Source organism: Ensifer sp. Root954, from assembly GCF_001429005.1.
In the GTDB taxonomy this organism is placed as follows: Bacteria; Pseudomonadota; Alphaproteobacteria; order Rhizobiales; family Rhizobiaceae; genus Ensifer; species Ensifer adhaerens.
Genome location: NZ_LMJM01000052.1, coordinates 299,593 through 319,943 on the forward strand (window position 1 = coordinate 299,593; position 20,351 = coordinate 319,943).

A 20,351-nucleotide genomic window follows, 5' to 3' on the forward strand; every position below is an offset into this window, starting at 1 on the left:
TGTTGGCCGCGGCAATTGGCGCCGAGACGATCCGTTCGTCCTAGGCTCTACGACCGATATCCGAAAGACAAGATATGACTGAATTCGAAGGGATCGCGCCTGCGATCGCCGAGGCGTTGGCAAAACGCGGTTACAACGAATTGACGCCGGTTCAACAGGCGATGCGCGATCCGGAACTCGCCGGGCGCGACGCCCTGGTTTCGGCGCAGACCGGTTCCGGCAAGACGGTCGCCTTCGGCCTGGCGCTGGCGCCGACGCTGCTTGGCGACGAACGCCGTTTCGGGCCTGCCGGTGCCCCCCTGGCGCTCGCCATCGCACCGACGCGCGAACTGGCGCTTCAGGTCAAGCGCGAGCTTGAGTGGCTCTACGGTGAGACCGGCGCGACGATCGCCTCGTGTGTCGGCGGCATGGACATGCGCACCGAGAAGCGCACGCTGGAACGCGGCGCCCACATCGTCGTCGGCACGCCCGGTCGCCTTTGTGACCATATTCGCCGCAACTCGCTCGACATTTCTTCGCTGCGCGCCATCGTTCTCGACGAAGCCGACGAAATGCTCGACCTCGGCTTCCGCGAAGACCTCGAATTCATTCTCGAAGAGTCCCCTGACGATCGCCGCACCCTGATGTTCTCGGCGACCGTGCCGAAGTCGATCGCAACGCTTGCCAAGAACTACCAGCGCGACGCCGTACGCATCAGCACCGCTTCCGAACAGAAGCAGCATGTCGATATCGAATACCGCGCGCTCACCGTTGCGCCGAACGATCGCGAAAACGCGATCATCAACGTGCTGCGCTTTTACGAAGCGCGCAACGCCATCGTGTTCTGCTCGACCCGCGCCGCGGTCAACCATCTGACCGCCCGCTTCAACAACCGCGGCTTCTCGGTGGTGGCGCTTTCGGGCGAGCTCAGCCAGAACGAACGCACCCACGCCCTGCAGGCCATGCGCGACGGCCGCGCCCGCGTCTGCATTGCGACCGACGTTGCCGCCCGCGGCATCGACCTGCCGGGCCTGGAACTGGTCATTCACGCCGATCTGCCAACCAACTCCGAGACGCTGCTTCACCGCAGCGGCCGCACCGGACGCGCAGGTCAGAAGGGCGTCAGCGCACTGATCGTGCCGGTCAACCAGCGCCGCAAGGCTGAGCGCCTGCTCGACGGCGGCCGGATTACCGCGACCTGGGCACGCCCGCCGTCGGCCGACGAGGTCAGCCAACGTGACGACGAGCGCCTGCTTGCCGATACGAGCTTTGCCGAGCCGATCCGCGAGGACGAACAGGCGATCGTGGCAGCACTTATCGAGCGCCACGGTGCCGAGCAGATGGCCGCCGCCTTCGTACGCCAGTTCCGTTCGGGACGGTCCGCTCCGGAAGACCTGATCGAAGTCGCTGTCGGCGCCAAGCCGCGCCGCGACGAACGCGCACCGCGCGATGATCGTGCCCCGCGCGAGGACTTCGGCGCCGAGCGGGCCGATTTCAGCGACGGCAGCTGGTTCTCGCTGTCCGTCGGCCGCAAGCAGAGTGCCGAGCCGCGCTGGCTGATCCCGATGCTCTGCCGTCACGGCAAGCTGACCAAGCGCGACATCGGCGCGATCCGCATGCAGCAGGAAGAGACCTTCGTCGAGATGACCGCCGAGGGTGCCGAACGCTTCCTGTCAGCGATCGGCAAAGACAAGATGCTGGAGAAGGGCATCCGCGTGAAGCCGCTCGCCGGCGCGCCGGATCTGTCGCAGCAGCGCCAGGAAAAGCCGAGTTTCTCGAGGGACAAGCCGAACTTCTCCAAGGATAAGCCGGGCTTTGCCAAGAAGCGCCCCTATTCCGACGACGCCGCTCGCAATGACGACCGCGGCGACTTCAAGCCGAAGCGCAAGTTAGAAAAGAAGGCCGCCTATAGCGATGGGCCCGCCCATACCGAGGACAGGCCGCCGGCGAAGGGCGCCGAAAAGCCCTGGGGCAACAAGAAGAAGGGCAAGCCGGACGCTGGCAAGGACGGCGGCTTCAAGCCCAAAACCAAGCCGAAGGGCAACGCCAAGAACCGCCAGGGCTGAACCCGGCGACGGCAACCCAAAAGCCAATCAACAAGGCGCTGCGATCCGATCGCGGCGCTTTTTTTTGTTATTCCGAGGACCGGGAGCGAGCGGTCCCGGCACTCCGCCCAGACGCTCAGCGCAACGCGGATCATGCATGGCATCGAGCCGGCGCGCGTGACGGTCAGGCAGCGTCGAGCTGCGACTGCGCGACGATCTTGACCACCCAGTCGGCAAAGACGCGCAGCCGGCTGCTCAGATGCCGGTTCGGCGGATAGACGAGATAGATCGGCATGGGCTCGACTTCCCAATCCTCCAGCACCGGCCGCATGGCGCCGGTCTCGAGGTCCTCGCGCACCATGAAACGCGGCGCCTGAATGACGCCGAGGCCGGCTCGCGCCGCCGCGAGATAGGTGGTGGCTTCATTCGCCGCCACGGCATAGCGGCCGTTCACCTCGATCTCCTCGTTGCCGCGCTTGAAGTAGAACGGCAACTGCTGCCCGGTCTGCGGCCGGAAGTAGCCGACGACGTAGCAGTTCTTCGAGAGATCCGAGGGATGCTGCGGGATCGCGTGGCGCGAGAGGTAATCGGGCGCTGCGCAGGCGACGAAGCTCATCTCGGTGATGCGGCGCGCGATCAGGGACTGGTCGGTGAGCGCACCGACGCGAATGGCGCAATCGACATTCTCGGCCACGTAGTCCACCGTCCTGTCCGAGACCCCGAGGTCTATCTGGATGTCGGGATAACGCTTGTGAAACTCCGGTAGCGCGGGGATCACGATCAGGTTGGCAATCGCGCTTGCCATCTCCACCCTGAGCCGTCCCTTCGGCAAGGTCTGGGCGCTCGAAAGACTGCCGTCGAGTTCGTCGAGGTCGGTCAAAAGGCGTGCAGCGCGTTCGTAATAGAGCGCGCCATCGGGCGTTACCAGCACCCGGCGGGTGGTGCGGTTCAGAAGTTTTGTGCGCAGATGCGCCTCCAATCCCTGGATGAGATTGGTCAATGTCGCCTTGGGCATATTCAGCGAAGCGGAAGCGCGGGTGAAATTTCCGGTTTCGACGACCCGGAGAAAGGCGCGCATGGCCGTGAGCTGGTCCATTTTCAAGAGCCGTAATTGTTCGAGAATACGAATAGTGTAATCAGATTGAAAAGACTATTCCAGACAGAAGACAATGCTATTCTCCTATCGTGGCGTGTTGTCGCCACATGTGGGTTTGGCTCGGGCCGAAGGCAAGAGAGATGGGCGAACAGTTCAAAGTGGAGACGATGCAGACGGGCCAAGGCTCGTGCACCGCACGCGTCTACCGCGGCGAGACCCTGCTCAATCCGCCGCCGATCGTACTGCACCTGCATGGTGGCTCCTTCGTCGGCGGAACGATCGCTGCCGGCGAGCGCGTTGCCGAGGCACTCGCGGCAGCCGGAGCGGTGGTGATATCTCCGGAATATTCCGCGGCCTGCCTCAACCCCTTTCCCGCGGCCCTCGATGTCGCCTATGCCATGCTGTCGTCGATGCGCGCGCGCTGCCCGCAGTTCGCACACAAGAAGTCGTCGCTGTTCGTGGCCGGCGAAGAGGCTGGCGGCAATGTCGCCGCCGGGGCCGCGCTGATGGCGCGAGACCAGTATCTGACCGATCTCAAGGGCCAGATCCTGCTGTCGCCGATGCTGGATCCGTGCCTGGCAACGGCATCGTTCCGTCAATACTGTCCCCAGTCCTCGGCGCAATCGATCGCCGACGGCTGGCAGCGCTATCTCGGCCAGAACGGTGGCTTCACCCACCCTTACGCCGCGCCGGCCCACTGTACGCGGCTCGCCGGCCTCGTGCCTTCGCTGATCGTGACCAGCGAAGAGTGCCCGATGCGCGACGAGGCTGAAGCCTATGCCGAGCGCCTGCGCAAGGCGGGCGTGGCGGTGGAATCCCACGTGCTGCCCGGACGCGCCGGATGGTTGCCGCAGAACGCAGGCACCGGCGAAAGCTGGTCGGCACAGCAGAAGGAAATTACCGGCATCTTCGCCCGCTTCTTCCAGAAGGCGGGGGCAAAGCCGGCGGAAATGACGGTGCGTTAGGCGGGGCCGCTCAGAGGCTCATTCCCCGATCTGGCATCGAACGCAAAGCGCCGGCTCCCAACCGGCAAGGAGAGAAAAGATGACATCGACAGTGACCCGCCGGGCCCTCTGGGGCGCCGGCCTGAGTATCCTTTTGTCTGTCGGCGGCGGCGCCGCCGTCATGTTCGGCCTGCCGCAGCATTTCGAGGCCGATGCCGCGACCGATGCGTCCGCCGCTCCTCCGCCGGCCGTGCCGGTCTCGGTGGCGCGGGCGCAGTCCAAGCGCATCACCACCTGGGAGGAATTCTCCGGACGCCTTGAAGCGATCGAGCGTGTCGAGGTGCGCCCGCGCGTCGGCGGCGCTATCCTGAAAGCCCACTTCCGCGAAGGTGCGCTGGTCAAGCAAGGTGACCTCCTGGTGACGATCGATCCCGAGCCCTATGCCGCAGCCGTCGAGCGGGCAAAGGCCCAGGTCGAGGCTGCCGAAGCGCGTGTTTCGCTCGCCAAGATCGAGCTCGAGCGCGGCCGCAAGCTGGTGACCACCAGCGCCGTGCCGCAGAGCAGCGTCGACCAGCGCGCCAGCGCCTATGACGAAGCTCAGGCGGAGGTGCGCTCGGCCAAGGCGGCGCTGCGCACGGCCGAACTCGATCTGCAATACACCGAGGTCCGTGCGCCGATCTCCGGCCGCGTCGGCCGGCTCGACGTCACCGCCGGCAACCTCGTTGCTGCCGGTTCCGCCTCGCCTGTGCTGACAACGCTCGTCTCGGTCGATCCAATCTATGCGAGCTTCAACGCCAGCGAAGAAGTGGTCACCACCGCTCTCGCCCGGCTCGCAGCATCGGCCGGCGGCAACGCGATCGAGCGCCTGCCGGTCCAGGTCGGCACCGCCGCCGACGAGGGCACGCCGATCTTGGGCCATATCCAGCTCATCAACAACGAGGTGGATGCGGCAACCGGCACGATCCGGGTACGCGCGGCGCTTGAAAATGCCGACGGCAGGCTGATCCCCGGACAGTTCGTCCGCATCCGCATCGGCGAGCCGGACCCCGAGGAAAAGCTTGTGATCAGCGACCGCGCCATCGGCTCCGACCAGGACAAGAAATTCGTCTTCGTCGTCGGCACCGACAACAAGGTCGAGTATCGCCAGGTGAAGCTGGGGCCGAATTCCGACGGTCTGCGCATCGTCGAAAGCGGCCTGAAGTCCGGCGAGAACATCGTCGTCAACGGCCTGCAGCGGGTTCGCCCCGGCGTCGTCGTGGCGCCGCAGCAGGTCGAGGAAACGACCGCCTCTATCGCCAAGTAATCCCGGCGCCTCTTCGCCCGGTGTGAAGAGGCTCCAGCCAAGGCATCACTCTGCAGACATGGCCGCGCGGCGCGTTTTTTCGCCGCGCCCGCCGGAGGTCTGCCCGAACGCATCCCAAGGGGGATACCATGAACTTCTCACGCTTCTTCGTCGACCGCCCGGTCTTCGCGGGCGTATTATCGGTCCTGATCTTCGTGGCCGGCCTGATCGGCATGACCGGTCTGCCGATCTCCGAATATCCCGAAGTCGTCCCGCCGCAGATCGTCGTGCGCGCGCAATATCCGGGCGCAAACCCGGCCGTCATCGCCGAAACGGTGGCGACACCGCTCGAAGAGCAGATCAACGGCGTCGAAGACATGCTCTACATGCAGAGCCAGGCGACCGCCGATGGCCTCATGACGCTGACCGTCACCTTCGCGCTCGGCACCGATCCGGACCAGGCGCAGCAGCTCGTGCAAAACCGCGTCTCGCAGGCCGAGCCGCGGCTGCCCGAGGAGGTGCGCCGCCTCGGCGTCACCACCGTCAAGAGCTCGCCCGACCTGACCATGGTCGTGCACCTGCTTTCGCCGAATGGCCAGTACGACATCAACTATCTGCGCAACTACGGTGTGCTCAACGTCAAGGACCGGCTGGCCCGCATCGAAGGTGTCGGCCAGGTGCAGATCTTCGGCGGCGGCGACTATTCGATGCGCATCTGGATCGACCCGCAGAAGGCAGCGGAGCGCGGCCTTGCCGCAGGCGATATCGCCAACGCGGTGCGCGGCCAGAACGTCCAGGCGGCGGCCGGCGTCATCGGCGCCTCGCCTTCCGTCCCAGGTCTCGACCTGCAGCTTTCGGTCAACGCGCAGGGCCGTCTGCAGACGCCTGAGGATTTCGAGAACATCGTCGTCAAATCCGGCGCCCAGGGCGAAGTGACTCGGTTGGGCGATGTCGCCCGCGTCGAAATGGGCGCGTCCGAGTACTCGTTGCGCTCGTTGCTAGACAACAAGCCGGCCGTCGGCATGGCGGTCTTCCAGGCACCTGGATCGAACGCGATCCAGATTTCGGACGACGTCCGCAAGGCCATGGCCGAGATGAAGCTCACCATGCCTGAAGGCGTCGACTACGGCATCGTCTACGACACGACACAGTTCGTGCGCGCCTCGATCGAATCCGTGGTCGACACGCTGCTCGAGGCGATCGCGCTGGTCGTGCTCGTCGTCATCATCTTCCTGCAGACCTGGCGCGCCTCGATCATCCCGCTCGTCGCCGTTCCGGTCTCGATCGTCGGCACCTTCGCCGTCATGTATGTCTTCGGCTTCTCGATCAACGCGCTCAGCCTCTTCGGCCTCGTGCTTGCGATCGGCATCGTCGTCGACGACGCGATCGTCGTGGTGGAAAACGTCGAACGCAACATCGAGCAGGGACTGTCGCCGGTCCAGGCGACCTACCGCGCCATGCAGGAAGTCTCGGGTCCGATCATCGCGATCGCGCTGGTGCTCGTCGCGGTGTTCGTGCCGCTCGCCTTCATCACCGGCCTCACCGGCCAGTTCTATCGCCAGTTCGCGCTGACGATCGCCATCTCGACCGTGATCTCGGCGCTCAACTCGCTGACGCTCTCCCCGGCGCTGGCTGCCCTTCTCTTGAAGGACCACCACGCGCCGAAGGACTGGTTGACGCGGGTGATGGACAGGCTTTTCGGCTGGTTCTTCCGCGGCTTCAACCGCTTCTTCGGCGCAAGCTCGGAGGCCTATGGCCGCGGTGTGGGTCGCATCCTGACGCGCAAGTCGCTGATCATGGTGGTCTATGTCGTGCTTCTCGGCGTCACCTTCACGCTGTTTCGCGCGGTCCCCGGCGGCTTCGTACCGGCGCAGGACAAGCAGTACCTGATCGGCTTTGCCCAGCTTCCGGACGCAGCCACGCTCGACCGCTCGGAAGATGTGATCAAGCGGATGAGCGAAATTGCGCTCAAGCACCCGGGCGTCGAAAACGCCATCGCCTTCCCGGGCCTGTCGATCAACGGCTTCACCAACTCGTCGAACTCCGGCATCGTCTTCGTCGCGCTCAAGCCCTTCGAGGAACGCAAGACGCCTGAACTGTCCGGCGGCGCGATCGCCATGCAGCTCAACCAGGAATTCGGCGTCATCCAGGATGCTTTCATCGCCATGTTCCCGCCGCCGCCCGTCCAGGGTCTCGGAACGACCGGCGGCTTCAAGCTGCAGCTCGAGGACAAGAACGGCCTCGGTTACCAGGCGCTCGACGAGGCGACCAAGGCCTTCCTCGCCAAGGCCTACCAGGCACCGGAGCTGGCCGGTCTCTATTCGAGCTACCAGATCAACGTGCCGCAGCTCTATGCCGACCTTGACCGCGTGAAGGCACGCCAGCTCGGCGTGGCCGTCACCGACGTCTTCGAGACGCTGCAGATCTACCTCGGCTCGCTCTACGTCAACGACTTCAACGCCTTCGGCCGCACATACAGCGTGCGCGTCCAGGCGGATGCGAACTACCGCAGCCATGCCGACGACATCGGCAAGCTGAAGGTACGTTCGCAATCCGGCGAGATGATCCCGCTGTCGGCGCTTCTCAAGGTCGAGCAGACGGTCGGCGCCGAACGGGCGATCCGCTACAACGGCTTCCTGTCGGCCGACATCAACGGCGGCCCGGCACCGGGTTTCTCGTCCGGCCAGGCGCAGGAAGCCATCGAACGCATCGCCGCTGAAACCCTGCCTCCGGGCATCGGCTACGAATGGACGGACCTGACCTACCAGCAGATCCTGGCTGGCAACTCCGGCATCCTGGTCTTCCCGCTGGCGCTGTTGCTCGTCTACCTCGTGCTTGCGGCCCAGTATGAGAGCCTGACGCTGCCGATCGCCATCATCCTGATCGTGCCGATGGGCATCATGGCGGCACTCGTCGGTGTCTGGCTGACCGGAGGCGACAACAACGTCTTCACCCAGATCGGTCTGATCGTCTTGGTCGGGCTATCGGCGAAGAATGCCATCCTCATCGTCGAGTTCGCCCGCGAACTGGAACTGTCGGGCAGCACGCCGGTCAAGGCGGCGATCGAAGCGAGCCGGCTGCGTCTGCGCCCGATCCTGATGACCTCGATGGCCTTCATCATGGGCGTGGTGCCGCTTGTCATGTCGACCGGCGCCGGTGCGGAAATGCGCTCGGCCATGGGTATCGCGGTCTTTGCCGGCATGATCGGCGTCACCGCCTTCGGCATCTTCATGACGCCGGTGTTCTACGTGCTGATCCGCAAGCTCGCTGGCGAGCGGCCTCTGAAGCACGCGGGAGCCCATATCGAGGCGCCGCATCTCGCACCCGGAGAATAAGCCCTTCTCCATTCCCTTCGCGATCTTCAGGCGGGCCGGATCCTTCCGGCCCGTTGAAGCTGCGGCGCTGCGCCTCCGCCCAGGCGCGGCGCCGTTCTGCGTTCGACGCCACAGTTCCCGTCTCGCGTGCCCCATCCTGCGTGACAGTTCGCTGGCGATCGGATAAACCAGCAGCCTCCATTCCCAAGGCCCTTCGTGGCCATGCAGACGGCATAACGTTAGATGACCTCCACCGATCCGATCGCCAATCTCGCCACCCTCATTCGTTGCCCCTCGGTCACCCCGGCCGAAGGCGGCGCGCTTGCAGCCCTTGAAGCCATGCTGAAGCCGCTCGGCTTCGCGGTCGACCGCGTGATGGCCAAGGAGGCTGGCACGCCCGACATCGAGAACCTTTATGCGCGGCTTGGAACCGAAGGCCCGCATCTGATGTTTGCCGGGCATACGGATGTCGTTCCCGTCGGCGACGAGGCCGCCTGGAGCCACGGTCCGTTTTCGGCCGACATTGCCGGCGGCGAGATGTATGGCCGCGGCGCCGTCGACATGAAGGGCGGCATCGCCTGCTTCGTCGCGGCAATCGCCCGCCATGTCGAAAAGCATGGCGCCCCGAAGGGCTCGGTCTCCTTCCTCATCACCGGCGACGAAGAGGGACCGGCGATCAATGGCACCACCAAGCTCTTGCAATGGGCGGCCGACAAGGGCGAGCGCTGGGATGCGTGCCTGGTCGGCGAACCGACCAACCCGGAGAGCCTTGGCGACATGATCAAGATCGGCCGGCGCGGCTCGCTGTCCGGGCGCATCACCGTTCACGGCGTGCAGGGCCATGCGGCCTATCCTCATCTCGCCGACAGCCCGGTGCGCGGCATCCTGCCGCTGACGCAAGCGCTGATGGACCCACCCTTCGACAACGGCACCGAGAGCTTCCAGCCCTCCAATCTGGAAGTGACGACGATCGATGTCGGCAACAGTGCCGTCAACGTCATTCCGGCCAAGGCGACGGCCGCCTTCAACATCCGCTTCAACGACACATGGACCGCCGAAAGCCTGATGGCCGAGATCATCGCCCGGCTCGACCGTGCCGCGGCAAGCGGTAGCCTGCGTCCGGACCGCGCCCCCGTTCGCTACGAAATCGTCTGGGCGGAGCGCCCGAGCCACGTGTTTCTCACACGCAACAACGCGCTGATCGATTCGCTCTCGGGCGCGGTCGAAGCCGTGACGGGGCGCCAGCCGAAGCTGTCGACGACCGGCGGAACCTCGGATGCGCGCTTCATCAAGGACTATTGCCCGGTGGTCGAGTTCGGCCTCGTCGGCCAGACCATGCACATGGTCGACGAACGGGTCGCCGTTGCCGACCTCGAGACGCTGACCAATATCTATGAAACCTTCATCGCCCGCTGGTTCGGCCATGCCGCTGCTTGATGAGGTGCTTGCCTATATCCGGGGGCTCTGGCTCCTGGCGCAGGGTAACGAAGAAGGCTTCCGCTGGCTCGATTTCAGCGAGAGTGGCCTCTGGCGCTCGTTCACGTCCATGCTCTGGTGCCTGCCGGCGATCGCCGTCACCTGGGCGTCCTGGCGGCTCTACTACCTCTCGGTCATGCCTGATGGCACCACGATCGGCATCGGCTTCATCTTCAAGCTGCTCGTCGTCGATCTCGTCAGCTGGCTCTTGCCGCTGGTGCTGATCGCCATTCTCTCGCGCCCACTCGGATTTGCCGGAGCGGTGGTACCGATCGTCGTTACCACAAACTGGCTCTCGGTTCCGCTCTCCTACGCCATGGCGGTGCCGGCGGCGATCCGTGTCGTCATTCCCGGGAGCCAGGGGCTGACGAGCTTCATCTGGTTGACGCTGCTCGTCATCAGCGTTGCGGTGCTCTTCCGGCTCTTGCGCATGGTGACCGGCAACCAGACGCTGCTTGCCTCGGCGCTGACGGCGCTGTTCCTGTTGCCGTCGATGATGATCGGCGATCTCTTGCAGCGCTTCTTCGGTCTGATCCCGACAAGCTAGGACTTCGGGATCAGTAGTCCACCTGAAGGAAATAAAGCCCATCGGGCGGCGCCACGGGGCCGCAGGCCTTGCGGTTGCGGGCCTCAAGCGCCGCCTGCAGATCATCCGGCGTCCACTTGCCTTCGCCCACCAGCTTCAGCGAGCCGGCGAAGGAGCGGATCTGGTTGTGCAGGAAGCTCTGCGCCGTTGCGCGGATCTCGATGACGCCGGCGACAAGCGCGACGTCCAGCCGATCGAGCGTGCGCACCGGGCTCGCCGCCTGGCAATGGGCGGAGCGGAAGGTGGTGAAGTCATGATGGCCGACGAGGCGCTGGGCGCCTGCATGCATGGCTTCATGGTCGAGCGGCTTCGGCACCCACCAGGCGCGCCGGGCTTCAAGCGCCAGCGGCGCGGGCCGCGAGATAATGCGGTAGAGGTAGTGGCGGCGCAGCGCCGAGAAGCGCGCGTCGAATTCCTCGGACACTTCCTCGGCCTCGAGGATCGCCACCCGCTCGCCCGCAAGCCCCAGATGGGCATTCAGCGCGTTGCGCAGCGTGTAGGGCTTCCACGGACGCGTGAGATCCGCATGCATCACCTGGCCACTGGCGTGCACACCGGAATCGGTGCGGCCGGCGCCGCGGATCGACACGGTCTCCCCGGTCAGAGACAGGATCGCCTTTTCGATCGCCCCTTGCACGGAATCGCCGTTGTCCTGCCGTTGCCAGCCGACATAGTCCGAGCCGTCATATTCGACGGTCAACTTGAACCGCGGCATCAGCCGACCCTCATGCCGGGCGCAACCGGCGTTCCGCGCAGGAAGTCGGCCGCGCCCAACGCCTTGCCGCCGGCGCGCTGCAGGCGGGTGAGCCGAACGGCGCCCTCGGCGCAGGCAATCGCCAGGCTATCGTCGAGCACCGTGCCGGCCTCGCCCTTGCCGGAAGCGGGCTCCGAGTTCAGAACCTTGATGCGTTCCGGCTTGCCAGCGATCTCAAGTTCGAACCAGGCGCCCGGAAATGGCGACAGGCCGCGGATACGGTCGTGGACCTCGCGGGCGGGACGGGCGAAATCGATGCGGGTTTCCGTTTTGCTGATCTTCTGGGCGTAGACGACGCCGTCCTCGGCCTGGACCGTCAGCGGCAGATCGTCGGCCTCGAGTTTTGCCATCGCTTCCCGCATCAGACTGGCGCCGACCTGCATCAGGCGATCGTGCAATTCGCCCCCGGTCATCGTCTCGCCGATCTGAACCGTCTTGGTGAGGGCGACCGGGCCGGTATCGAGCCCCTTTTCCATCTTCATCACCATCATGCCGGTCTCATGATCGCCGGCCATGATCGCGCGCTGGATTGGGGCTGCACCGCGCCAGCGCGGCAGCAGCGAGGCGTGGCCGTTGTAGCAGCCGAGCTTGGTGCCGGTGAGGATGGCCTCGGGCAGAAGCAGGCCATAGGCGACGACTACGGCGACGTCGGCGTCGAAATCACGGAAGGTCTGGCGGTCCGCCTCGTCCTTGAAGTTGACTGGCGTCAGCACCGGAATGCCCAGAAGTTCGGCCGCCTGGTGCACCGGCGATTTCTGCAGATCGAGCCCGCGGCGGCCACCCGGCCGCGGTGGCTGGGTGTAGACGGCGACGATCTGATGACCGGCCTCGGCAAGTGCCGCCAGTGTCGGCACCGAAAATTCCGGTGTGCCCATGAAGATGATGCGAAGCGACAAGGCGGTAACTCCGTCCTTTCAGATCACTTCATGCGGGGAAACGGCGAAATGATCTCATTCTCTAAAAACAGGACAATTCCAGGAAAGCCGTTTCACGCTCTTCCTGGAATGTTCAATGGGTTCCCGCCTTCAAAATTTCGCGTGATCTTCCGCGATCGAAGGCTCAGATCGCCTTTGCGCCGCGCGTCTTGGCAGCCTTGGTGAACTTGCGGATCACCATGTCGCGCTTGAGCTTGGAGATATGGTCGATGAACAACACGCCGTTCAGGTGGTCGATCTCGTGCTGCAGGCAGGTGGCGAGCAGGCCTTCGGCCTCGATCGTCTGCTGCTTGCCATCGCGGTCGAGGTGCTTGACGGTGATGACGGCGGGGCGCTCGACCTCGGCGTAGTAGTCCGGGATCGACAGGCAGCCTTCCTCGTAGACCGAATAGGTGTCGGACGAAGCGACGATCTCGGGGTTGATGAAGACAAGCGGCGTCTTCTCGTCGCCCTCTTTCGAAACGTCGAGCACCAGCATGCGCCTGGCGACACCGATCTGGATCGCGGCAAGGCCGATGCCGGGGGCATCGTACATGGTTTCGAGCATGTCATCGGCCAGACGGCAGACGTCCGCGTCGACGGTTTCGATCGGCGTTGAAACCTGGCGAAGCACAGGATCGGGAAGGATGATAAGCGGCTTGATGGTCATGATGCTCCCATAGCCGATCTTTCCATCGACGCGCAAGGAAATTGCCTTGCCACCTGCGGCGCCCGCGCGTCCCTCGTCGGGCGTTAACCGCCGCGCACATATGTTCTCGTTTTGATCTACACTTCGCGAGAGAATCTGTTAGGTTTGGCGCATGGAACCCGCGCCCCTTCCCTTCGCCCAGCCGTTGTTTTTCATCGGCACCCTGCCGATCACCCTGGGCCATCTGGCGATTGCCGCCGGCCTTGTGCTGGCTGTTGCCGGCCTGATGGCGCTCTCGCGCCGGCGCAATCCCCGCGACGACGAGCGGCAGGAACAGATGGCAATGCTGCTGGCAGCACAGACGGAGATGCAGGGGCGGGTCGCAGCCATGGCCGAGGTGTTCGGCGCCCGGCAGGCGGAGCTCAACCAGACACTCAGCCAGCGCATCGACGGCATGACCCATCGCATCGGCGCCTCGATCAGCGAGCAGACCAAGGCGACGCACGAGAACCTGCGCCGGCTGCAGGAGCGCCTCGCGGTCATCGATACGGCCCAGAACAACATCCAGTCGCTCGCCAAGGACATGGCCGGGCTTCAGGCGATTCTATCGAACAAGCAGACGCGCGGCGCCTTCGGCCAGTCGCGCATGGAAGCGATTATCGCCGACGGGCTGCCGATGGGCGCCTTCGAATTCCAGGCGACGCTGTCGAATGGGGTGCGGCCCGACTGCACCATCCGCATGCCGAACGGCCAACCGCCGCTGGTCATCGACGCAAAATTTCCGCTCGAAGCCTGGAACGCGATGCGGGATGCTCCGACCCCGGAGCGGCGCCAGCAGATCGCCCAACTCTTTCGCCGCGACATGGAAACGCATGTGCGGGACATCGCCGGCAAGTATCTGATCCCGGGCGAGACGCAGGACACCGCCTTCCTCTTCGTACCCTCGGAATCGATCTTTGCGGAGATCCACGAGCATTTCGAAGCGATCGTGCAGAAGGCGCACCGCCAGCGGATCGTCATCGTCTCGCCCTCCCTGCTGCTGCTGTCGATCCAGGTGATCCAGGCGATCCTCAAGGATGCGCGCATGCGCGAGCAGGCGCACCTGATCCAGGGCGAAGTCGCACGGCTGATGGAGGATCTCGGCCGTCTCGACGAGCGCGTGCGCAAGCTGCAGGGCCATTTCGCCATGAGCCAGAAGGATGTCGAGGACATCCTCGTTTCCTCCAGCAAACTCACCCGCCGCGGCGCCAAGATCGAGGCCCTCGAGCTGCAAGCGGAAGGCGGCACACGGGACGCCGACGAACCCCGTGCCGCGGTCGACAATCGGGTCGGGCAATTGCGCCTGCGGGTGGTTGACGAGGACTGAGGCTGTCGGGCACTCTCCGGCCCAATTCGCAAAGCCGACAGGATAGTTTCACATGATTACTGTTTTTGGGTCCATCAACATGGATCTGATCGCCACCACCGCACGCCTTCCGAAGCACGGCGAAACCGTCGCCGGCACCAGCTTCTCGACCGCCGCCGGCGGCAAGGGCGCAAACCAGGCGCTGGCCGCACGACGTGCCGGCGCCACGGTGCAGATGGCAGGCGCGGTAGGAAAGGACAGCTTTGCCGACGGCGCGCTCGAACTGCTGAAGGGTGCGGGCGCCGACCTGTCGCTGACGAAGACGGTCAGCGAGCCGACCGGCACCGCCCATATCCTCGTCGGCGGTGACGGCGAAAATGTCATCGTCGTCGTCGCCAGCGCCAATGCGACGGTCGATGATGCCGATGCGGTGAAGGCCGTCGACGGCATGAAGCCCGGCGACACCTTGATGCTGCAGCTCGAAATTCCGGCCGCGTCGGTCGAGAAGGCGCTCACCGCCGCCAAACAGAAGGGCGTGCGTTCGGTCATCAACATCGCGCCGCTCACACCGGAGGCAGCCCGCCTCGGCCGCATGGCCGATATCGTCATTGCCAACGAAACCGAATTCGAGCTGCTGGCCGGCAAGAGCGGTATCGGAAGCACTGAGCGCGAAGAGGCGATGAAGGCGCTGCACGCCGAGACCGGCCAGACGGTCATCGTCACGCTTGGCGCCGAAGGCGTGGTGGCCGTGCATGAAGGCGAGATCCAGCGCGCCAAGGGCCTGAAGATCGAGCCGGTCGATACCGTCGGCGCCGGCGACACCTTCTGCGGATATCTGGCAGCCAGCCTCGATGCCGGCATCGCCTTCCCCGACGCTCTGCGCCGCGCAGCAGTCGCCGGCTCTCTCGCCTGCCTGAAGAGCGGCGCCCAGCCCTCGATCCCGCTCGCTGCGGACGTGGCGTCGCGTCTCTAAATCCTGCGCCAGAAAGCACGCACTTGAGACGGGCGAAGTCGCCCGTCTCATTTTTCCCAGGCCCTTGCCCGCATAGATTTCACACTCCCGACGGCCGCTTGCGCAATCCGGACAGCCGATGTCGCGGACATAAAACTTTGCGTGCAATTTTATGCAAGCGATGCGTAAAACAGCGTCCGTGTTGGCCCTATCTTAAGAATCTCCAGTCTATTCAGGACCGTGAGAAAACCGGCCGAAGCGCCTGGTCGCCTCCAACATGCCGGTCGGCATCTGACGCTCCATGATGGAGTTCACCCCCATTGCGAAATGCGTCCACCGCAGGTGAAAACCTGCGAACCTCCCAGCACGTGAGGATTTCATGTTCAAGTTCCAAGCCAAATCGCTGGCGACCAAACTGATCGCGGTGACAGGCGGCACGATCGCACTTGTCCTGCTTGCCTCGAATTTCGTTCTCATATCCCAGACCCAGGACCGCGTCGAAACGCTGGTCCTCGAACAGGCAGGCGGCGAAGCCCGCGCGATAGCCTCCGACATTGCAGGCGACATCGGCGAGCTTGCAAGTGCTGCCCGCTCGATGGCGGGCATCCTCGGCCGCGCACACGCCGAAAAGTCGCTGGAGCGCACCGGGGTGATCAACATCCTCAGGGCAAACCTCGAGCAGAACCCGATCGCCTTCGGCAGCTGGTTCGCGGAAGAACCCAAGGCTTTCGATGGTCGCCAGGAAGACCTCGTCAACAACAAGGAACTGGGCGGTAACGACAAGGGCATCTTCACGCCCTACTGGTCGAAGAGCCGCACCAACGAAATCCAGTACTCCACTTTCGGCGCTGACTATGCGGCCGAGTGGTACAAACTCGCTGCAAAAAGCGGCAAGGGTGCAATCACCCAGCCCTACACCGCGCAGGACACCGACGTTCCGACCGCGATGAGCTCGATCGCCTACCCGGTCATGTCCGGCGGCAAGCTTCTCGGCGTCACCGGCGTCGACATTTCGCTCGCCTCGCTCGGCGATGGCCTCTCGAAGCTGAAGCCCTTCGACACCGGCCGCGTCTACCTGCTGTCGCAGACCGGCAAATGGCTGGTCGCGCCGATCCCGGACCTTCTGCTCAAGGAGTATGACGGAGAAGGCAACGAGGTCGTCAAGAACGCGCTCGCCTCCGGCAAGCCGGGCATCATCTCCAACCTCTCCTATGACGGCAACGAGCCCTTCGACCGTCTCGTCTATCCGTTCACTCTCTCGGGCGTGAACACCAGCTGGGTCGTGCTCGTCGACGTGCCGCGTACCGCGATCAATGCGCCGGTCAAGGATCAGACCTACATGATGATTGTCGGCGGCCTCGTCGTGCTCGGCGCTGTGTTGCTCGGTCTCTATCTCGCGGTTCGTGGTTTCGTGCAGAAGCCGCTGGCAAGCCTCGTCAAGGACGTGAACGACCTCAGCCACGGTGACTACACCAAGGCGATCGCCGGCCAGGATCGTTCCGACGAAACCGGTGAAGTCGCCAAGGCGCTCGAAGGCTTCCGCCATCAGCTTGCCGACACCAAGCGCCTCGAAGGCGAAGCCCGCCATGAGCGCGAACAGGCCGAGCGCGAACGCGGCCGCTCGGAAACCGAGCGTGCAGAATCGAGCGCGCTTCAGCGCGACATCGTCGCCCGCCTCGGCAAGGGTCTCTCGCATCTGTCGTCCGGCGATCTCGCATTCCGCATCACCGACGATTTCCCGGGCGAATACGCGCAACTCAAGCGTGACTTCAACGCGGCGATGGAAAGCCTCGAAGAGACGATCCGCACCGTCAACCATTCGGTCGTCAACATCGGCAACGGCACCAGCGAAATCAGCAGCGCCGCCAACGACCTGTCGCACCGGACCGAACAGCAGGCTGCAAGCCTGGAAGAGACAGCAGCGGCTCTTGACGAGCTGACCTCGCAAGTCAACGCCAGCGCCGAAAACGCCAAGGTCGCCGCCAAATCGGTGGATGTGGCCAGCAGCGATGCCGGACAGTCGGGCGAAGTGGTGCAGAAGGCGATTGCCGCGATGAAGGGCATCGAGCAGTCCTCGCACGAAGTCAGCCGCATCATCGGCGTCATCGACGAAATCGCCTTCCAGACTAACCTTCTGGCGCTGAACGCCGGTGTCGAAGCAGCGCGTGCAGGTGAGGCCGGCAAGGGTTTTGCCGTCGTCGCCCAGGAAGTGCGCGAACTCGCCCAGCGCTCTGCCAATGCCGCCAAGGAGATCAAGACACTGATCAACACCTCGGCCGGCCAGGTGCGCGAAGGTGTTGATCTCGTCGGCAAGGCCGGTGGCGCGCTCGAAAAGATCGCCGAGCAGGTGGTGCAGATCAACGGCCTCATCCGCCAGATCTCCAGCTCCGCTTCGGAACAGGCCGTCGGCCTGAAGGAGATCAACTCTGCCGTCAACCAGATGGACCAGGTAACCCAGCAGAACGCCGCCATGGTCGAGGAAACGACCGCGGCCGGGATGGCGCTCAACGAAGAAGCCCGCACGCTCAACACGCTCGTGGCCCGCTTCCGGGTCGCGCAGGCGACCGCATCGGCCCAACCGTCCTCGGCGGCTATGCTGCGTGGCACGGCCGAGCGCATGCGCGCGGCCGAACGCCCCGCTCGCGAGGCGCGGCCCGCTCCGGCGGCGAACCCAGCGCGAAGCAGCTACTCGGCTTCGACGCAGCGGGTGCTGACCCAGACCTCCGGCGCCAACGCGCTTGCCCAGGACAACTGGGAAGAGTTCTGATCAACGGAACGAGAAAAGAAAACGGCGCCTCTCGGGGCGCCGTTTTTGTTTGGACTACGATGATTGAGCCGAGGCTCAGATGCGGGCCAGCCGCTCGGTCAAAAGGTCGAAGAAGCCCTGGTCGTCGACGAAGCGCATAACCTTGGCGTTGTGCGGCCGGCCGGTGACCTGCCACCAGTCGACGACGGTCATGCCGGCCGTGAGCTCCGACTTGGTCTCGATCTCGACGTTGCAATCGCGGCCGGTGAAAAGCTCGGGGCGCAACAGATAGGCAATGACCGTCGGATCGTGTAGCGGGCCGCCATCGGTGCCGTACTTCTCGATATCGAAGCGCTCGAAGAATTCGAGCATCTCGGCCATGGCGATCGCCGGGCGGCTGCCGATGTCGCGGATCTTCTGGACGCGTGCCTTGTGGGTCAGTACCCGGTGGGTGACATCGAGCGGCATCATCACGATCGGAATGCCCGAACGGAAGACGATGTCGGCTGCCTCGGGATCGACGTAGACGTTGAATTCGGCGGCGGGCGTGATGTTGCCGCCTTCGAAGAAGCCGCCACCCATCATCACCAGTTCCTTGACCCGCTGCGCAATGTCAGGCGCCTTCTGCAGGGCCAGCGCGATGTTGGTGAGCGGGCCGAGCGTGCAGAGCGTCACGGTGCCCTCTGGCTCCTTTCGCAACGTTTCGACGATGAAGTCGACCGCATGCTGCTCCTCGAGCTTCATTGTCGGCTCGGTAAGCTCTGGGCCGTCGAGGCCGGTCTTGCCGTGCACGTGCTCGGCGGTCACCAGCGGGCGAGCAATCGGCTTGTCGGCGCCCGAGAACACCCGAACCTTCGGCCGGTCGCAGAGCTCGCACAGGATGCGCGCATTGCGGGCCGTCAGCGCCAGCGGCACGTTGCCGGCGACCGCAGTGATGCCGAGCAGGTCGATCTCTTCCGGACTGCCGAAGGCGAGCATGATGGCGGCGGCATCGTCCTGCCCGGGGTCGGTGTCTATGATTATCTTTCTCGGCACGGGCACTTTCTCGTCCTCCCTGGACCACGTTGTTCGGCGCGATCGATACGTTGCATTGGGCCGGACGGGAGTAAACGCCCTGGCGTTCCTTTGTCCCATTCCCGGATTCTGCGAGAGCGGACTATGATTTGCGTGCACGCCGGAGGCAAGCGGCTTGCACTCATTGCGCACAGCTACCATATTGCGGAAAGGATGCTGCAAGGCAGGTCCGAACAACGGTCGCTTGATCTCGCAAGGACTTGAAGAATGAGCCGAATTACCCCTTTTACGAGCCCGCTTCTGCTGGGTTTCGATACGATGGAAAAGACCCTTGAGCGGATCGCCAAGGGCAACGACGGATACCCGCCCTACAACATAGAACGCGTTCGCGGCGATGCCTCGACCGACGAACCGGAACGGTTGCGCATCACGCTCGCCGTGGCAGGCTTTTCCGAAGAAGACCTCGAAGTCACCACCGAAGAGAACCAGCTCGTCATCCGCGGCCGGCAGATCGACAACGGCGACCGCGATTACCTGCACCGCGGCATAGCGGCACGCCAGTTTCAACGCACTTTCGTTCTCGCCGACGGCATGAAGGTTCTGGGCGCGGAACTGCGCAACGGCCTGCTCTCCGTCGACCTCGTTCGTCCCGAACCGGTTCGTATGGTAAAGAAAATTAACATTTCAGTCCCAGAGTAGGATAACCGGCGGGATTCTCCCCTCACCGGCGACCACGGAGTGTCACCATGGGACTGAAAGACATCAGCTCGTCACTGTCGAAGAACGACCTCGCACATCTCGGCGAAGGCGAAATCGGCTACATCCGGAAAATGCGCTCGGAAGAAGTCTCGCGCTGCTTCCCGGAAGCGCCGGAGATGGGACCGGGTATCGATCTCTGGGCGCTCTTCGGCGCCGACGGCACGCCGATCCTTCTGACAGACAATCGTTCCAGCACCTTCTTCAAGGCGGCCGAGGATGATCTGAAGACGGTCACCCTGCACTGACAGGCTGCCGTCGGTGGAGACGGCAATCGGACGTTTGAATGGAAGCCGTCGCTCTCGAGAGCGACGCAAGCGCGAGCGGAAAACCGCTCCGCACTTTTCCTGGAATTGATCTGCTAGTCCGCAATTCCGGACGGAAAACCGCTTCGTACTTTTCCTGGAATTGATCCTCCAGTCCGCAATTCCGGACAGAAAACCGCTTCGCACTTTTCCTGGAATTGATCTTCCAGTCCGCAATTCCGGACGGAAAACCG

At 64.2% G+C, this 20,351-nt stretch carries 16 protein-coding genes; 11 read left to right on the top strand and 5 right to left on the bottom strand.

Going from position 1 to position 20,351, the window contains the following annotated elements:
• Positions 1-74 precede the first annotated feature (74 nt).
• Complete coding sequence (locus tag ASE71_RS31985) at positions 75-2,045, top strand: DEAD/DEAH box helicase (protein WP_060519803.1); 1,971 nt, start codon at positions 75-77, stop codon at positions 2,043-2,045.
• Between the two features lie 163 nt (positions 2,046-2,208).
• On the opposite strand, the gene ASE71_RS31990 is transcribed toward ASE71_RS31985, so the two are convergent.
• Positions 2,209-3,120: a LysR family transcriptional regulator gene (locus tag ASE71_RS31990; protein WP_034797362.1), complete on the bottom strand. Its 912-nt coding sequence runs from the start codon at positions 3,118-3,120 to the stop codon at positions 2,209-2,211.
• A 140-nt stretch (positions 3,121-3,260) separates the two neighbouring features.
• Between ASE71_RS31990 and ASE71_RS31995 the strand changes: the two genes are divergently transcribed.
• The 5 genes from ASE71_RS31995 (at position 3,261) to ASE71_RS32015 (ending at position 10,683) form a co-directional block, all read left to right on the top strand.
• The gene (locus tag ASE71_RS31995) at positions 3,261-4,085 is read left to right on the top strand and encodes an alpha/beta hydrolase fold domain-containing protein (RefSeq protein ID WP_034797364.1); all 825 of its coding nucleotides are present in this window, start codon (positions 3,261-3,263) and stop codon (positions 4,083-4,085) included.
• A 79-nt stretch (positions 4,086-4,164) separates the two neighbouring features.
• Positions 4,165-5,367: an efflux RND transporter periplasmic adaptor subunit gene (locus ASE71_RS32000; RefSeq protein ID WP_034797366.1), complete on the top strand. Its 1,203-nt coding sequence runs from the start codon at positions 4,165-4,167 to the stop codon at positions 5,365-5,367.
• Between the two features lie 128 nt (positions 5,368-5,495).
• Entirely contained in the window at positions 5,496-8,681 is a 3,186-nt protein-coding gene (locus ASE71_RS32005) for an efflux RND transporter permease subunit (RefSeq protein ID WP_060519801.1), read from the top strand.
• Between the two features lie 222 nt (positions 8,682-8,903).
• Positions 8,904-10,097, top strand: a complete 1,194-nt coding sequence (gene dapE / locus ASE71_RS32010) for a succinyl-diaminopimelate desuccinylase (RefSeq protein ID WP_060519799.1) — start codon at positions 8,904-8,906, stop codon at positions 10,095-10,097.
• The gene (locus ASE71_RS32015; protein WP_034797371.1) at positions 10,084-10,683 is read left to right on the top strand and encodes a hypothetical protein; all 600 of its coding nucleotides are present in this window, start codon (positions 10,084-10,086) and stop codon (positions 10,681-10,683) included. The genes dapE and ASE71_RS32015 overlap by 14 nt, the downstream gene beginning before the upstream one ends.
• A gap of 10 nt (positions 10,684-10,693) precedes the next feature.
• Here ASE71_RS32015 and truA read toward each other — a convergent pair whose 3' ends face one another.
• The 3 genes from truA to def form a co-directional block, all read right to left on the bottom strand.
• On the bottom strand, positions 10,694-11,437 hold the full coding sequence (gene truA, locus ASE71_RS32020) for a tRNA pseudouridine(38-40) synthase TruA (protein ID WP_060519797.1): 744 nt from the start codon (positions 11,435-11,437) through the stop codon (positions 10,694-10,696).
• On the bottom strand, positions 11,437-12,372 hold the full coding sequence (fmt, locus tag ASE71_RS32025) for a methionyl-tRNA formyltransferase (RefSeq protein ID WP_060519795.1): 936 nt from the start codon (positions 12,370-12,372) through the stop codon (positions 11,437-11,439). The genes truA and fmt overlap by 1 nt, the downstream gene beginning before the upstream one ends.
• A gap of 163 nt (positions 12,373-12,535) precedes the next feature.
• A complete protein-coding gene (gene def, locus ASE71_RS32030; RefSeq protein WP_060519892.1) occupies positions 12,536-13,060 on the bottom strand; it encodes a peptide deformylase in 525 nt (174 codons plus the stop codon).
• Between the two features lie 151 nt (positions 13,061-13,211).
• Here def and ASE71_RS32035 point away from each other — a divergent pair, with 151 nt between their 5' ends.
• The 3 genes from ASE71_RS32035 to ASE71_RS32045 all read left to right on the top strand — a co-directional run bounded on the left by ASE71_RS32035 (position 13,212) and on the right by ASE71_RS32045 (position 18,103).
• The gene (locus ASE71_RS32035) at positions 13,212-14,405 is read left to right on the top strand and encodes a DNA recombination protein RmuC (RefSeq protein ID WP_060519794.1); all 1,194 of its coding nucleotides are present in this window, start codon (positions 13,212-13,214) and stop codon (positions 14,403-14,405) included.
• Between the two features lie 52 nt (positions 14,406-14,457).
• Entirely contained in the window at positions 14,458-15,357 is a 900-nt protein-coding gene (locus ASE71_RS32040; protein WP_060519793.1) for a ribokinase, read from the top strand.
• A gap of 358 nt (positions 15,358-15,715) precedes the next feature.
• Positions 15,716-18,103: a methyl-accepting chemotaxis protein gene (locus ASE71_RS32045; RefSeq protein WP_060519792.1), complete on the top strand. Its 2,388-nt coding sequence runs from the start codon at positions 15,716-15,718 to the stop codon at positions 18,101-18,103.
• A gap of 75 nt (positions 18,104-18,178) precedes the next feature.
• Here ASE71_RS32045 and ASE71_RS32050 read toward each other — a convergent pair whose 3' ends face one another.
• Positions 18,179-19,123 carry a nucleoside hydrolase gene (locus tag ASE71_RS32050; RefSeq protein ID WP_060519791.1) on the bottom strand — a complete coding sequence of 315 codons (945 nt, stop codon included), beginning with the start codon at positions 19,121-19,123 and terminating at the stop codon, positions 18,179-18,181.
• A 240-nt stretch (positions 19,124-19,363) separates the two neighbouring features.
• Between ASE71_RS32050 and ASE71_RS32055 the strand changes: the two genes are divergently transcribed.
• A complete protein-coding gene (locus tag ASE71_RS32055; RefSeq protein ID WP_034797386.1) occupies positions 19,364-19,795 on the top strand; it encodes an Hsp20 family protein in 432 nt (143 codons plus the stop codon).
• A 47-nt stretch (positions 19,796-19,842) separates the two neighbouring features.
• Positions 19,843-20,100 carry a DUF1150 family protein gene (locus tag ASE71_RS32060; protein ID WP_034797387.1) on the top strand — a complete coding sequence of 86 codons (258 nt, stop codon included), beginning with the start codon at positions 19,843-19,845 and terminating at the stop codon, positions 20,098-20,100.
• The last annotated feature ends 251 nt before the right edge of the window (positions 20,101-20,351 follow it).

Coding starts and splice junctions, on each gene's coding strand:
- ASE71_RS32000 (WP_034797366.1), top strand. CDS start 4,165: ATGACATCGACAGTGACCCGCCGGGCCCTCTGGGGCGCCGGCCTGAGT.
- ASE71_RS32055 (WP_034797386.1), top strand. CDS start 19,364: ATGAGCCGAATTACCCCTTTTACGAGCCCGCTTCTGCTGGGTTTCGAT.
- ASE71_RS32040 (WP_060519793.1), top strand. CDS start 14,458: ATGATTACTGTTTTTGGGTCCATCAACATGGATCTGATCGCCACCACC.
- def (WP_060519892.1), bottom strand. CDS start 13,060: ATGACCATCAAGCCGCTTATCATCCTTCCCGATCCTGTGCTTCGCCAG.
- ASE71_RS32045 (WP_060519792.1), top strand. CDS start 15,716: ATGTTCAAGTTCCAAGCCAAATCGCTGGCGACCAAACTGATCGCGGTG.
- ASE71_RS31985 (WP_060519803.1), top strand. CDS start 75: ATGACTGAATTCGAAGGGATCGCGCCTGCGATCGCCGAGGCGTTGGCA.
- ASE71_RS31990 (WP_034797362.1), bottom strand. CDS start 3,120: ATGGACCAGCTCACGGCCATGCGCGCCTTTCTCCGGGTCGTCGAAACC.
- ASE71_RS32035 (WP_060519794.1), top strand. CDS start 13,212: ATGGAACCCGCGCCCCTTCCCTTCGCCCAGCCGTTGTTTTTCATCGGC.
- ASE71_RS32005 (WP_060519801.1), top strand. CDS start 5,496: ATGAACTTCTCACGCTTCTTCGTCGACCGCCCGGTCTTCGCGGGCGTA.
- dapE (WP_060519799.1), top strand. CDS start 8,904: ATGACCTCCACCGATCCGATCGCCAATCTCGCCACCCTCATTCGTTGC.
- ASE71_RS32015 (WP_034797371.1), top strand. CDS start 10,084: ATGCCGCTGCTTGATGAGGTGCTTGCCTATATCCGGGGGCTCTGGCTC.
- truA (WP_060519797.1), bottom strand. CDS start 11,437: ATGCCGCGGTTCAAGTTGACCGTCGAATATGACGGCTCGGACTATGTC.
- ASE71_RS31995 (WP_034797364.1), top strand. CDS start 3,261: ATGGGCGAACAGTTCAAAGTGGAGACGATGCAGACGGGCCAAGGCTCG.
- ASE71_RS32060 (WP_034797387.1), top strand. CDS start 19,843: ATGGGACTGAAAGACATCAGCTCGTCACTGTCGAAGAACGACCTCGCA.